This is a genomic window from Pedobacter sp. B4419 (assembly GCF_059693725.1).
In genome coordinates this window covers 1,461,133-1,475,323 of record NZ_JCASSL010000002.1, presented here as the reverse complement: position 1 = coordinate 1,475,323, position 14,191 = coordinate 1,461,133, and the positions used below count along the sequence as shown (strand labels likewise).

General features: G+C 39.0%; 9 protein-coding genes. 3 read left to right on the top strand and 6 right to left on the bottom strand.

The genetic code is table 11. The annotated features are described in order from the left end of the window. Positions 1-2: 2 nt before the first annotated feature. From AC570H_RS17810 to AC570H_RS17795, 4 genes are all read right to left on the bottom strand, one after another. A complete protein-coding gene (locus AC570H_RS17810) occupies positions 3-3,872 on the bottom strand; it encodes a DUF5977 domain-containing protein (RefSeq protein ID WP_497357312.1) in 3,870 nt (1,289 codons plus the stop codon). 931 nt (positions 3,873-4,803) lie between these two features. Further along, on the bottom strand, positions 4,804-5,160 hold the full coding sequence (locus AC570H_RS17805; protein WP_497357310.1) for a hypothetical protein: 357 nt from the start codon (positions 5,158-5,160) through the stop codon (positions 4,804-4,806). A gap of 28 nt (positions 5,161-5,188) precedes the next feature. Beyond that, on the bottom strand, positions 5,189-5,476 hold the full coding sequence (locus AC570H_RS17800; RefSeq protein ID WP_497357308.1) for a hypothetical protein: 288 nt from the start codon (positions 5,474-5,476) through the stop codon (positions 5,189-5,191). A 31-nt stretch (positions 5,477-5,507) separates the two neighbouring features. Next, positions 5,508-5,846: a DUF7674 family protein gene (locus AC570H_RS17795; RefSeq protein WP_497357306.1), complete on the bottom strand. Its 339-nt coding sequence runs from the start codon at positions 5,844-5,846 to the stop codon at positions 5,508-5,510. A 152-nt stretch (positions 5,847-5,998) separates the two neighbouring features. Here AC570H_RS17795 and AC570H_RS17790 point away from each other — a divergent pair, with 152 nt between their 5' ends. The 3 genes from AC570H_RS17790 to AC570H_RS17780 all read left to right on the top strand — a co-directional run bounded on the left by AC570H_RS17790 (position 5,999) and on the right by AC570H_RS17780 (position 11,631). Beyond that, a complete protein-coding gene (locus tag AC570H_RS17790) occupies positions 5,999-7,864 on the top strand; it encodes an ABC-F family ATP-binding cassette domain-containing protein (protein WP_497357304.1) in 1,866 nt (621 codons plus the stop codon). Between the two features lie 138 nt (positions 7,865-8,002). After that, the gene (gene mnmG, locus AC570H_RS17785; RefSeq protein ID WP_497357302.1) at positions 8,003-9,865 is read left to right on the top strand and encodes a tRNA uridine-5-carboxymethylaminomethyl(34) synthesis enzyme MnmG; all 1,863 of its coding nucleotides are present in this window, start codon (positions 8,003-8,005) and stop codon (positions 9,863-9,865) included. Between the two features lie 131 nt (positions 9,866-9,996). Next, positions 9,997-11,631: an Ig-like domain-containing protein gene (locus AC570H_RS17780; RefSeq protein WP_497357300.1), complete on the top strand. Its 1,635-nt coding sequence runs from the start codon at positions 9,997-9,999 to the stop codon at positions 11,629-11,631. Here the strand turns inward: AC570H_RS17780 and AC570H_RS17775 are convergent, their stop codons facing one another. Both AC570H_RS17775 and nadB read right to left on the bottom strand, forming a co-directional pair. Beyond that, the gene (locus tag AC570H_RS17775; protein WP_497357298.1) at positions 11,632-12,141 is read right to left on the bottom strand and encodes a gamma carbonic anhydrase family protein; all 510 of its coding nucleotides are present in this window, start codon (positions 12,139-12,141) and stop codon (positions 11,632-11,634) included. It lies immediately after the preceding gene. Positions 12,142-12,209: 68 nt separating this feature from the next. After that, positions 12,210-13,796, bottom strand: a complete 1,587-nt coding sequence (gene nadB / locus AC570H_RS17770; protein WP_497357296.1) for an L-aspartate oxidase — start codon at positions 13,794-13,796, stop codon at positions 12,210-12,212. Positions 13,797-14,191: the final 395 nt, after the last annotated feature.

Genomic DNA, 14,191 nt, shown 5'->3' with positions numbered 1-14,191 from the left:
ATTTAGAATATGCTTGAACCTAGATAAAATGTTGCCGAGCTCGAATCAAGTACAACATTAGAAAGATTGTATGTTCCGGCCAACGTATTGTTAAAGTAATAGAAATTTGTAGGCGTGGTGATCGAAAATAAAGCCCAACCTAAACCTGAGTTAAAATCGTAGATCTCGCCAAAAATACTCGCAGTTATATTGTAAGTTCCTTTTGGAACATTAATTCCTGCGATTACTTGACTTTCATTAAAAGTATAAAGCACATCGCCGCTGGCATTTTTAAAAACAAGGCTAATAATTCTTCCAGATTTAGGCCCACCACTATAGAATGGCGCTGTTTCGTCGAAAAAATTGACGGCAACGGGAACTTCACAAATGCCATTGGCATTGGCATAGGTTTGTCCCCCGCTATTTAATGCAGCTATGGCTGGGGCATCTGCCGCGGCTTGGCTAACGGTAGAAGAATAAAGGTTTGCAGGAATGGTATAAACAACAGCTGAACCCAATAAGCCCCCTGTACAATCATTTTTGGTAAAACTTTTGCTTTGGGCCGTATTGTAATACAGTGCATTGCCCTTTCCTTGGTTGTATTTGTAATTTTTAATAATATTTCCGTCTTGGTCAAATACATTTTCCAAGCGGTTAAGCTTATCAAACTGGTAACTGGTTGTATTTCCCTTGGTATCAATAACTGAGCGGTTACCAATACCATCGAAATAAGTGTAAGAACTGAGCTGCGCATCGACAGGATAAATCGACACGTCGTCAATCGCATCGCCGTCGCTTAAGGTTACCGCGCCAGTATAAGGCTGTGTCTTATACTGCCACTTGCCTGCCGAAAGGTAAAAGAAACTTACTACAAAATTTCTAGCTGTACCAGATGGCAATGGCCAGCTCAGGCTAAAATCGCCACTATAAAATTTATCACCACTATGGGCATTGCCACTGCTTGCTGAACCATGCTCTTCAAAGTTTTCATGATAAAACTCTGTTGGCAATGCGTTTTTGACTTCCGCAATAGGATAATTCATTTGTCCTGCGCTAGGATAACCAAACGGTATAATCGAAGCATAACCCCATTGGTAAGAAGTAGGTATGCCTCCGACTAATTTTTGACTAATTAACCTCCCTGTATTGTTATAGGCATAACTCGCTCGTTCTTCGTAACGCGTATCGCTAAACAGATTATTATATAGCAACCCTGTTTTAGATTCGTTGTTCAATGAGTTGAGGCCTCTTATGCTCAACAGGTGCTGTTTAATAGGTTTGAAATTAGTATTGGAATATTCGGTAATAGAGGCCGATACCAGCACAGAATCACTGCTGTTTTTGTTCCAAGTCTGTTGCTCAATAACCGGACTAATCACATGGGCATTCAATAAGTTGCCAAAGCCACTTACATAGCTTTCGGGGTATTTGAATTTAGAAACGATGATATCACCATTCGAATTGCTTGTTGTGGTGTAGGCCAGGTTCCGGTTCTGGTCATAGGTATTGGTGCTTACGGTTACCAACGAGTCTGCGCCTTCATAAACCACATCGCGTGTGCTTTTGAGGTATTTCCAGCCTTGATAACTCCAGTTTTCGTTGTAATCATATTCGTCTAACGGGCCGCTCCAATAACCTGCGCTTTGGTTTACCTGCATAGTTTGGTAAGGTTTGATGCCTCTGAAAATACTGTCTTGTACCTCAACGTATTGATAGCTCTTGGTGCTTGCAGGGACCAAGGCATTAGCCATGTTTCTTCTGAATTGGGTTACCTTTGTAGGCACATTACCCATAAAGCTTCCATTAAGTGCCTTAAAATCATGGCGGGTTAATAGGGTATCTGTCCCCGAAACCTGCTTTTCGAATACCGAGGTATAATAATGTGGCAAACCTGTAGTTGGGCTTTCGGCAATATAAGAAGAGAAAATATTGTAATAATAATCTTTTATTTCATAGGCGCCAGGATCTCCACCCCATGCCGGAGTAATCCTTACTTCATGAAAAGGCTTCATGTCGTAAGTATCAGAAGGGGCCACCCCAGTAGAAAAGCCATTAGTACCTTTATAGCTGTATTCTCTTTGTAGCGCGGGCCCTGCCTGAGGATAAGTAAATGTACTTTTTAAACGCAAACCACCAGCCGGTTTAGGTGGGGCAGGCCTGTTGGTTAACTTGGTGTAGGTAAGGTAAGCTGAAATATAGGCTTCTCTATAATCGGCTGCAATGCTGAGGTAATAAGTGCCTGGGCTTAGTGTGGTTGTAAAGCTTTCTCCAGAATTATTTGCCTCACGACCAATCATGCCATAGAAAACAACTCCTGATGAATTGCTGATTTCAAAATCGTTAACCAGGTTGTGGGTAAACCCATCTCCCATTTCGCTATATGGCGTTCTTGACACATTAATTGTTACATTTTGGGTTTCATTAATTGTAATCGGCTGTGAACCGTTTGCATACTGAGGATTTGTACCAACTTGTGGCCTATTAACACTTGCGCTAACCGTATACTGATCCACGTCATAGGCATAATTAGCAATATCATTTAATTCATAGTTGAAAACGGTAGAACCGCCAGAAGGATAGATTATTCTTGTCATAGCCCCTTGCTTGGTTCCATTGATATTAGGAGTTCTATCGGCACCGCTGCTATGATAAATGTTTGGAATGAGCATGCTGCTAAATTCACCATTCCCAGTATAAAAGCCATAATGATCAACATAGGCAATGTTTTTTTGCACAGCATCTAGACCTTCGTATTCAAATTCATGGGTTAATGTATCAGTAGGTATTACTGGCTCATCTACGGCTGGGGGAATAGGACATTCTTGTATCGAATTGAGCATCAGGTATTTTACATACGCGCTTCCTATGAAAGCCTGATTCAATTTGAATTTTTTAACTATTCCTGTTTTGCTGGAAACCTCAATGCGCCCCAAAGCCTTTGACGGCGATCCCGATTCCTGAGTCACGTCAAGCCTAGTAGCACCAGGCAAAAAAGAAACTGTATATTTTTCTGAAGAAATCGAGCTGAGGCGAAGCGTGTTTACGTAAGTTGGATAGGAAACGCTTGGTGGGCCTGGATAGGTGTCGGCAAATACATTGATATCTTTTTTATAGCTTTGGGTGTAAGACCCATTGTTTGCCAATTTCCCGTCAGAAACATAGTCAAGCAAAATCATTTCATTGCTGGTAGCATTTTCTATTTTAGAAAGATACCAAGAAGAAGTATAAGTTGATGGCAACTGATAGGTTGCATTGGGTGTTCCTTTAGGATTTGATGTTTCAATTACATCGAAGTAATACTTGGTTCCGTTTTCTGTTGTAATGACGAAACCGCCCACACCTCCTGCGATTTTGAGCTTTTGGCTTGGAAATATATAGAATTTGTCTTTATAGATAATAAACTTACCTGAATAACCAGGAAAACTAAAACTATATAAATCTGGTTCTAAATCATAATTACTGCCTGCTGCTCTCAAAAAATCTTGGCTTGCCGCGGCTGGGCTTCGAATCGCGGCCTGTATATCTGGATCGCTATAGTTTTTGTTGTTAGGCATGGTACCATCTACCTTGTCTCTGATCTGTCTGGTAATTACGCCTCCGGCTTCTAAATTCCAGCCCCAGCCTACCCAGCTTCCTGTAATTGCAGGCTTAAAGCCATCGTAGTTATAGTTGAGTGAAATGGGTAATTCCAAATCGTTTCCCTTTATGTTAAATATAGGGATGGATACTGAGGGTAATCCCGTAGAGATATTCATAGGGATATCCCCAACCTTAGTAATGCTTCCTGCATTAGGCGAAGCCGGAATAAGGTCTGTACGGATCAATGGGCTTTGTGCATTGGCTTGAAAAATTGCATTGCCAAGCATGAAACAGAAAAATAAAATCTTTCTCATAGCAAAATAGAGTCGTTAAGACAATTAGTTAAGATAAGTTTGTGTGTTGGAGGAAAGTATTTGGGCGAAAAAGCCTATATCGATGCGCAAGGCAGAATGAGATACATTTTTTGAGCATAAGCGTAATTTAAATGGTAATAGTAGGTACCGCCAATTTAGAAAGCCTTTTCCAATAAAAAAAATTTTTGGCCCAATAGTAGTTTTCGCAGGACGAACATATGGAATCTCAGGACGAACATACGTTTTGGAAGGATATTACGATTCAGCAAATAGGACCTTTATGTCTGGTTTTTGTGTGGGTTTTGGAGAGATTCGGCGTGAAGGTTAATGGAAGACGGAAAAGGTAAGAGGGAAGGGATATGAAATTGAAGATGGAAAAGAGGATAATCAATGTCCGACAATGTCTTGAACGGCCTGTTAATGTCAGTCTAAATAGGGGTTTCTTCGGGTGTTCTTCGACTCTTGTTCGATAAACAGGCCCAAAAACGCAGTTTTCTCGAAGAAGACTCGAAGGAATCTGGGAGAAAACGCTATTGAATCCTGAGACTTGTTTCAGGTAGTGAAGCTTTTTTATTGCTCTTCCCAAGCCTTATCAAATTCCTTTTGTGCAATAAAATCTGCTTCTTCTAAGTCGAGTTCTTCGAGCTATTGATCATACAACAATAAATAATCATCGGGGTTCTCTGCGTCCAAAAACAGCCTTCTGTTTGGCCTTATTTCAATTTGTCTAACGGATTCTCCGTTTCGGAAATGAAGATAGAACAATGTGTCTTCTTCATTCCAATATTTTTTTACGAATATGTCGATGTTTAATTTTTGATTACGTTTCTTCAAAACTAAATTCAAACCAAAATCTTTTCATGTAAAAATTATTGTTCCTAAACTACTTTTCAAACAACTTAGCCAATGGACCGTTCTTTTTAACAAGTGCCTACCATCCGGGGTTTGTTCTAGGGCTAATAACAGCTGTCAGCCTTTTTTCGATAAAGATTTTTGCTTTATCTAATTGCATATCACCAGAAGAAATCCATTCAATTTCAATAATATCATCACTAATAATAGGCTTAATATTTTTCCTAACAAATTCCTGAGGGTTTAAGAAAGGCGTGCCTTCCTTTTTCCAAATAGTCTGCTGTGGTGTCGGTGCCTGATTATAAAGCCATACATCGCCAATAATTTCATTTTCCAACATTAAGTAAGCGTAGGCCACATTTCCATCATCTTCGATGATCAATGAATACCTTTTATCCTTTTCCCAGAAGATCTGCTTATAAAATTCTGTCATCATTAAAGCCTATTTGATTTTTCCTGTTTAGTTAGCATACCGGTTTTTCGATACTTAATGCATTCATAATCTGTGCTATTCTTTGCAAATCGTATGGTACCAAATCGTCTGATCTAAAAGTATTTAAAAGCGTTTGCCAATCATCCGTCAATTGACCGATGGAAAAGTCTTTTGGCTCATTTAGTACATCATAAATCTCTTTATCATCGAAGCTCCAATAATAGTCGTTTTGTATTTCTATTTCGTTACCGTTAACCTCTCTGTATGCTTTGAGAATTATGGCGATCATTTCTTCTATTTTATTTAAGTCTATCTTCATTTTGAGTGTCATTTAACTTAGCAAATCATATCTATCTTTGCATTTTCAGCTCTTTCAATATTGTCTGCAATTTAATCGGCAACCTTCTTTCTGCGTTAGGATTATTACTAAAATCCAATTTCCCCAAACAAGAAAGCACCAAAGAGTTCTCAACTTTAAAAACTACATTTCCAAAGTTTTTGGAAAAGAAATCAAAGCACCTATCGATTGTTGCTAAATCTCCAATATTAATCGCTTTTTGTATAAACCTTGTAAAGCAAGCTACCTGTAAAACAAGTAAACCCTCATAATCTTCATCCAAAACCTCATCCCTTATTTCGGGGAAGCTATTCGCCAGATCTTCAACAAATGTGTTTTCGTCTTTTTTCATGATTGGAACCGCTGCCCTAAAATACAGATTTAACCTCCATTTTGTCACTCATGCCTCCTATTTAGCCATAACAATCATTATCAGCACCATAGGCCGATTTTATTGATTACTTTTGCAGCAATTTTTAATCCGATAAACCGTTACAAAAGACTTTGAGTACACTAATTGCAGCAGAAGGCCTTGGCCATGGCTACCATCAAGAATGGCTTTTCAAAAACCTAACACTGGGCATCAACGCCGGGCAGCGCGTAGCGTTGGTTGGCATTAACGGCGCCGGTAAAAGCACCCTTTTAAAATTACTGGCCGAACGCTTCGAACCGCTGGAAGGCAAGATCGTTAAGAACAAATCTGTGAAGATCGGATTCCTTGATCAGGAACCTGTTTTTCCGGAAGGCTATTCAATTAGCGACTTTATTTTCTCTATGGACAATAAGCAACAGCAACTGATCAGAGAATATGAAGAGTTAATTGAGCAAGAGCATCCTAACGAAGAAAAGCTCAATCACTTATATGGCGAATTAAGCGAGCATAATGCTTGGGAATATGAGCACCAGATCAAAACGATTTTGAGCAGAATGGGCATTAATCACCTGCAACAAAAAATAAATACTTTGTCTGGTGGACAGAAAAAGCGTTTGGCTTTGGCTAAATTGTTAATCGAAGATCCTGAGATTTACGTGTTAGATGAGCCGACCAACCATTTAGACATCGACACGATAGAATGGCTAGAGAAATTATTGACTACAGGGAGCAAAACCATTCTTTTGGTTACCCACGATCGTTATTTTTTAGACAACGTCTGCAATACGATCGTAGAACTCGACAGAGGAAAAATCTTTAATTACAACGGCAATTATGCCTACTTCCTAGAAAAGAAAGCCGAAAGGGAAATGGCTGACGAAAGCACTTTCCAAAAGAATAAAAATCTTTTGAAGAAAGAACTGGAATGGATGCGCCGTATGCCCGCTGCCCGTACCACAAAATCGCGTTCTCGCATAGATGCCTTTTACGATCTGGAAGACAAAACCAAACAGCGTTCCGACAATCAGAAAGTAACGCTGAATGTAAAGATGTCTAGACAGGGAGGCAAGATTTTAGAATTGGAACATATTGGCCAATCTTTTGGAGAAAAGAAAATCATCAATGACTTCACTTATACTTTTAAGCGGGGAGATCGCATTGGCTTAGCCGGCAAAAACGGAACCGGCAAATCAACTTTGCTGAACATCATCACTAATCACCTGCAACCAGAAAAAGGAAAAGTAGATGTGGGCGAGACTACAGTTTATGGTTATTACAAACAAGGTGGTTTGGCTTTCAATGAAAAAGAACGTGTAATTGATATTGTAAAATCAGATGCCGAATTTATCAAGATGGCGGATGGACAAACCATTTCGGCTTCTGCCCTATTGACTTTGTTTTTATTCCCTCCAAAAAAACAGCATGGCTTGGTAGAGAAATTAAGCGGTGGTGAAAAGAAGCGTTTGCACTTGATGAAAGTCTTGATGCAAAATCCAAACTTTTTGATTTTGGATGAGCCGACAAACGATTTGGATATTGACACCTTAAACGTGTTGGAAGAGTTTTTAGAAAATTTTCCTGGTGTATTGATCTTGGTTTCACACGACAGGTACTTGTTGGATAAAATGAGCGAGCAGTTATTTATCATGGAAGGAGACGGAGAAGTGACAATCTATAATGGAAATTATTCTGAACACAGGTTGAGTTTAGAAACTGCAAAGGATAATACACCAAAGAAGACTAAACCAGAAAACACTTCAACCCCTCTTGCCCCTGCTAAAAAATTAAGCTTTAAAGAACAAAAAGAATTGGAAGACACTGAGCTTGCCATGTCGGAAAAGGAAAACAGAATAGCCGAGTTAACTCAAAAACTAAACAGTATTGATAGTGTCGACTATTTAAAAATTCAAGAGGTTTCCGATGAAATCGAAAAATTAACGGAACAACTGAATCAGCATATGGAGCGCTGGATTGAGCTTTCAGAAAAAACAAATTAGGCTTTAGAGCGCTTTCGCGCTCTTTATCCCTTGGTTAAATTATTTCAAAAAAGAAAAGTTCCACGTGAAACAAAGAAAATTTCTACTCGAATTTTGACTAGTTTTGTACTGTTCCACGTGAAACACAAAAATATATAGATGTTTAAAGAATACGATGTAATTGTTGTGGGCGCCGGCCATGCTGGTTGCGAAGCTGCCGCTGCCGCTGCCAACCTCGGCTCCTCTGTATTATTGGTTACCATGAATATGGAAACCATAGCGCAAATGAGTTGTAACCCAGCTATGGGTGGCGTGGCCAAGGGGCAAATTGTAAGAGAGATTGATGCCATGGGTGGCTATTCGGGTATTATTGCCGACAAGACTACTCTTCAATTCCGCATGCTCAATAAATCGAAAGGCCCAGCCATGTGGAGCCCGCGTACGCAAAACGACAGAAAAAGGTTTGCCGAAGAGTGGCGATTAGCTCTAGAAAGAACACCAAATGTTGATTTTTGGCAGGAAATGGTGGGCAGTTTATTGATCAAAAACAATACCGTTGTTGGTGTTAAAACTGCACTTGGGGTAGAAATTTATGGTAAAGCTGTAGTGCTAACTAATGGTACTTTTTTAAATGGAATCATCCATGTGGGCGAAAAAAGATTTGGTGGCGGTCGTACTGGAGAAAAAGCAGCAACAGGATTAACCGAGCAATTGACCGAATTGGGCTTTGAAGCTGGCCGAATGAAGACCGGCACTCCTCCCCGTGTTGATGGAAGATCGCTGAATTATTCATTAATGGAAGAACAATGGGGTGATGAAAATCCAGGTCGATTTTCTTTTACCAATGTAGAATTACCCAAAGATCAACGGTGTTGCTGGATTACTTATACCAATAGTGAAGTGCACGAAACCTTGAAAGAAGGCTTTGAAAAATCGCCTATGTTTACTGGTCGGATCAAAGGTCTGGGTCCTCGTTATTGTCCATCTATTGAAGATAAAATCAACCGTTTTGCAGAGCGCGAAAGACATCAGATTTTTGTAGAGCCTGAGGGTTGGAATACCTGTGAGATTTATGTAAACGGTTTCTCTACCTCCCTTCCAGAAGATGTGCAATATAAAGCTCTTACCCAAATTCCTGGCTTCGAAAATGCCAAGATGTTTAGGCCTGGTTATGCCATCGAATACGATTATTTTCCGCCAACCCAGCTCTCTTTAACACTTGAAACCAAACTGATCAGTAATTTGTTCTTTGCAGGCCAAATTAATGGCACAACTGGATATGAAGAGGCTGCTAGTCAAGGCTTTATCGCTGGAATCAATGCCCATCAAAAGGTAAATGATGCCCATGAGCTGATTATGAAGCGTTCTGAGTCGTATATTGGTGTTTTGATCGATGATTTGGTAACCAAAGGTACCGAAGAACCTTATCGCATGTTTACTTCGAGGGCTGAACATCGCCTGTTGCTGAGACAAGATAATGCTGATATCAGGCTCTCCCCTATCGCGCATCAATTGGGATTGATCAGTGACGAACGCCTAGCCATCGTTAATGAAAAAGTAGCTAACTCCGATGCCATCGTTGCCTTTACCAAAGACCAAGGCGTACAGATGAGCGAGGCCAACGAATTATTGGAAAGTTTGGGAACAGCACCTTTAAACCAAAATGTAAAATTGTTCAACGTGTTGAGCAGGCCACAGGTAGGAATTGAAGATATCAGAAAAGTAAGTCCGGCTTTTGATCAACTTTTAAATACCTTTGAGCAGGAGACCGTTGAGCAGGCAGAAATTAAAATCAAGTACGAAAGCTACTTTGAAAAAGAAAACGAAATTGTAAGCAAAATGCAGAAGATGGAAGACAAATCCATCAACCCAGATTTCGATTACAACAAACTCGTTTCGCTCTCGAAAGAAGCCCGTGAAAAATTATTGAAAATTAAACCTCGTACTTTAGGGCAAGCTTCTCGCATTTCTGGCGTTTCTCCTTCAGATATTTCGGTTTTAATGGTTCATATTTCCAAATAATCGTAAATTCATTGATAATCAACCGTTTAATTAAAAAATAACAAGCCTATTTTAAAGCGATATCAGCAACTTTTAGAGTTTTTTAATATTATCGTTCCAAAAAGAGGTTTAATTCAACAGAACTCATATAAATGCCAAAAAACGAGACGTCCTCAAAAAAACAGCTTTTGTACCTGGCTCTTTTCTTAACTTCCCTAATTTTGGGTTGTGCAACTATGCGCACGCCAGAAGGCGGACCAAGGGACAAGACTCCGCCGAAGGTTTTAAAAATGGAGCCGAAAGATTTGACCACCAATTTTACAGCGAAGAAAATTGTGATCGAATTTGACGAGTACATCAAATTAGCAGATGAGTTTAAAGAATTTTCAATTTCTCCAGAACAAGAGAAACCGCCAATCTTAAAAGCAAAATTAAAGCGCTTGGAAATTTCGCTTCAAGACAGCTTAGAAAAAAATACAACTTATACCTTAAATTTTGGCAAGGCCATAACCGATGTGAACGAAGGCAATGCCATTAAGAATTTCACTTACGTTTTTTCTACCGGTCCTACCCTCGATTCGCTGAGCATTAGTGGCAAGGTAAAAAATTCACTGACCGGTGCACCAGAAATAGAATCAACTGTTTTTATTTTTCCTTTGGAACGTGATACTTTATTTGGCAAAAAGAAACCTTCTATTTTCGCCACCACTGATAGCAGCGGCAATTACCAATTAAAAAATCTTAAAAAAGGTTCTTATAAAATTTATGCCCTGAAAGAAAAAGGCGGAGATCGGATTTACCAGCAGCTAAGCGATGAGATCGGATTTATTAAAGATCCTATCGTATTGGACAAGACTAATCTCGACAGTATCAATTTACAGGTATTTAAAGAATTGGCTCCAACCTTTAGGGTTTTAGACAGAAAACTGAACAATGATGGAAGTATTAACCTGGTCTTTAACCAGCAATTGAAAAAGCCAGAACTGACTGTTGTAGAACCTGCGAATGTAGATCTGAATAAGAAAATACAGTTCAACAAAACCAATGATTCGGTTAAGCTTTGGCTTGCTGATTTGAGCTTTGATTCGGTTAAAGTTGCCATCAAGGATCAAGGAAAAGTACTGTCTACCGAGCGGTTTACACGTGGAAAAAGAGACACTTATACACGAACTATCCAGGTTACAGATAACCTAGAATCAGGTGCATTAAACCCATATAAGCCTTTAAAGCTTCATTTTAACTTCCCTATAGATAAAATTGATCTTGATAAGATTACATTATTAGAAGACTCTATACCACGCAAGGGTTTTACAATGACCAAAGACAGTACCGACCTCCTCTCCTATAACTTTACCTATAAATGGAAGCCAAAAGAAGAATATATTTTAGTCTTTGGCGAAGGTGCAGTAACGGCTATTTTCAATGCCAAAAACAAGGAAATAAGAAAGACTTTTAAACTGGCCAGCACTGACGATTATGGAACTTTGGGCCTAAAAGTTACCGTTGAGGATACCAGCAAGAGCTATATCCTGCAATTGGTTAACGAGAAAAAGGAGCAAGTGGTTTATAGTGAAAGCATTAACAGTTCAAAAACCATCACTTTTACCAAATACAAGCAGGGTATTTATTTCGCCAGAATCATTTATGATGTGAATAAAAATGGTGTTTGGGATACCGGTGATGTGCTTAAAGGCATCCAGCCTGAAAAGATCTGGTATGGTCCGAAGGAACTTTCGATCAAAGCCAATTGGGATAGAAACGAAGAACTTATTATTCCAAAAGATTGATTACCTAAACCAATCTGAATACATGATATAATTATCTGGCAATTTTTTTAATAAAGCCTTTTGCTCATCGGTAAGAGGCTTTATTTTTTTTGCAGGTGTACCGGCATAAAGAAAGCCGCTTTCACAAATCGTGTTTTCTAAAACTACTGCTCCAGCTGCAATGATGCAGAATTCTTCAATTACTGCATGGTCCATTACAATGGCACCCATCCCAATCAAAACATGGTCTTTTACCTCGCAACCATGCACAATGGCATTGTGGCCAACAGAAACCCTATTTCCGATATGTGTACTGGCTTTCAGGTAAGTAGCATGAATTACAGCACCATCCTGGATATTGGTATCATTGCCAATGGTGATGGTATTTACATCGCCCCTAATTACTGCATTGAACCACACCGAACAATTATCGCCCATACTTACATTGCCAACTATAGTGGCATTCGGTGCAATAAAATTATTTTCGCCCCATTTAGGGTGGATATCTTTAACTGGTAAAATAACTGGCATTTTCTTTAGATATGAATATTGAGATGTGAGATATGAGACTGTTTTATTGCCCTAATGTTAACTGAAAACTAAATAACCGTATCAACCAATTGATTGGCATGGTTTGGATAATCTGTTGTGTAGTGTAATCCCCTACTTTCTTTTCTGGCTTTAGCCGATTTGATAATCATATAGGCTACCTGAATGACATTGCGCAATTCACAGAGTTTAACAGAAACTTTATTTGCCTTATAAAACTCTTCGGTTTCTTCAAAAAGCAGGTATAAACGTCGCATTGCCCTATCCAACCTAAAATCCGAACGCACGATACCTACATAATCGCTCATTATTTTCTGAGTTTCGCGCAAGTTGTGAGTCACCAAAATATCTTCGTTAGACTGGGTTACGCCATGTGCATCCCAATCGGGAATATTTTCAGGAATTACATTTTTTTGATAGTTTTCAATAGCCGATACAAAGATCCTGTGTGCAAAAACCGTAGCCTCTAATAAAGAATTGGAAGCCAATCGGTTAGCGCCATGCAATCCTGTTGATGACACTTCTCCACAGGCATATAAATTATTGATCGACGATTTTCCATATTCGTCAACCATAATACCTCCACACATGTAATGCGCTGCTGGCGTAACCGGGATCAGGTCTTTGGTCATATCTATACCAATTGACAAGCATTTGGCATAAATATTTGGAAAATGAGTCAGGATATCTGCCTTTTTCCTCATGGTGATATCTAGATATACAAAATCATCACCTGATTTTTTCATTTCTGCATCTATGGCACGTGCTACGATATCGCGAGGGGCTAATGATCCTCTCTTATCGTATTCGTACATAAATTCTTCGCCATTTCTTCTTCTCAACACCCCACCAAAACCGCGAACAGCTTCAGAAATCAGAAAAGAAGGATATTCGCCAGGGTTGTATAATGCAGTTGGATGGAACTGGATAAATTCCATATTTCTTATTTTACCTTTTGCACGATACACCATTGCCATTCCATCGCCAGTGGCAATTACCGGATTGGTGGTAGTAGAATACACATGGCCTGCACCACCCGATGCCATTACAGTTACACTTGCCAATATCTTTTCCACATCGTTAAGCTCTGTATTAAAGGCATATATACCATAACAGTTGATATCTTCACTGCTCTTATCCACATGCACACCCAAGTGATGTTGGGTGATCAGCTCCAAACAGAAGTAATGTGTTAATATCTCTATGTTCTTATTCTCGTGAATCTGCTTTAATAAAACACTCTCTATTTCGTATCCGGTGATATCCTTATAGTGTAATACGCGGTGTTCCGAATGTCCGCCTTCCTTAGCCAAATCAAAGAAGCCTGAAGTGTTTTTATCGAAGTTAATCCCGTAATCTATAATCTCTTGTATCCGTTGCGGACCTTCTTTAACTACAATTTCTACGATCTTTTCGTCGCACAATCCATCACCTGCAATTAAAGTATCTTCTATGTGTTTTTCGAACGAATCAGACTCGTCAACTACCACTGCTACACCACCTTGTGCATATTTGGTATTGGATTCGTCTTCATTGGATTTGGTTACGATCAGTACCTTACCATATTGTGCGGCCTTTAAGGCAAAACTCAATCCGGCAATGCCCGATCCTATTACCAAAAAATCTACTTTCCTCATTAAATTAACGTTATTCTAACTATTGTTAACAATATCAACATTAGTGTTAGTAGAGTGTATAAATAAAACCAACAACTATTTTTGAATGTTTAAAGCTAAGGTAAAATGGCAATTCGACACAATCTTTTGCGTAATTTTTGAGCAACTTTGTTCAGTTTATTAACTTTTTACACACCTGTTAAGAATACACATTTTAATATTGATAAATTTATAGGTCTAAAAATACTGCACTGAAAATCAAGCCTTAGTTAAAAATAAAATGCATGATAAATGTTGGTAAGTATGTGATAAGTTATTTACTGCTACATTTTGAGATAACTTTTACACAGTACCAACACCTTAATAAATAACAAGATTCTTTTTAATAAAAGTAATTATGATTTATTGATGCGTTG

Bases quoted from the DNA above. Each gene is read 5' to 3' on its own strand.
- AC570H_RS17780 (WP_497357300.1), top strand. From the start codon at position 9,997: ATGCCAAAAAACGAGACGTCCTCAAAAAAACAGCTTTTGTACCTGGCT.
- nadB (WP_497357296.1), bottom strand. From the start codon at position 13,796: ATGAGGAAAGTAGATTTTTTGGTAATAGGATCGGGCATTGCCGGATTG.
- AC570H_RS17800 (WP_497357308.1), bottom strand. From the start codon at position 5,476: ATGAAGATAGACTTAAATAAAATAGAAGAAATGATCGCCATAATTCTC.
- AC570H_RS17810 (WP_497357312.1), bottom strand. From the start codon at position 3,872: ATGAGAAAGATTTTATTTTTCTGTTTCATGCTTGGCAATGCAATTTTT.
- AC570H_RS17795 (WP_497357306.1), bottom strand. From the start codon at position 5,846: ATGAAAAAAGACGAAAACACATTTGTTGAAGATCTGGCGAATAGCTTC.
- mnmG (WP_497357302.1), top strand. From the start codon at position 8,003: ATGTTTAAAGAATACGATGTAATTGTTGTGGGCGCCGGCCATGCTGGT.
- AC570H_RS17775 (WP_497357298.1), bottom strand. From the start codon at position 12,141: ATGCCAGTTATTTTACCAGTTAAAGATATCCACCCTAAATGGGGCGAA.
- AC570H_RS17805 (WP_497357310.1), bottom strand. From the start codon at position 5,160: ATGATGACAGAATTTTATAAGCAGATCTTCTGGGAAAAGGATAAAAGG.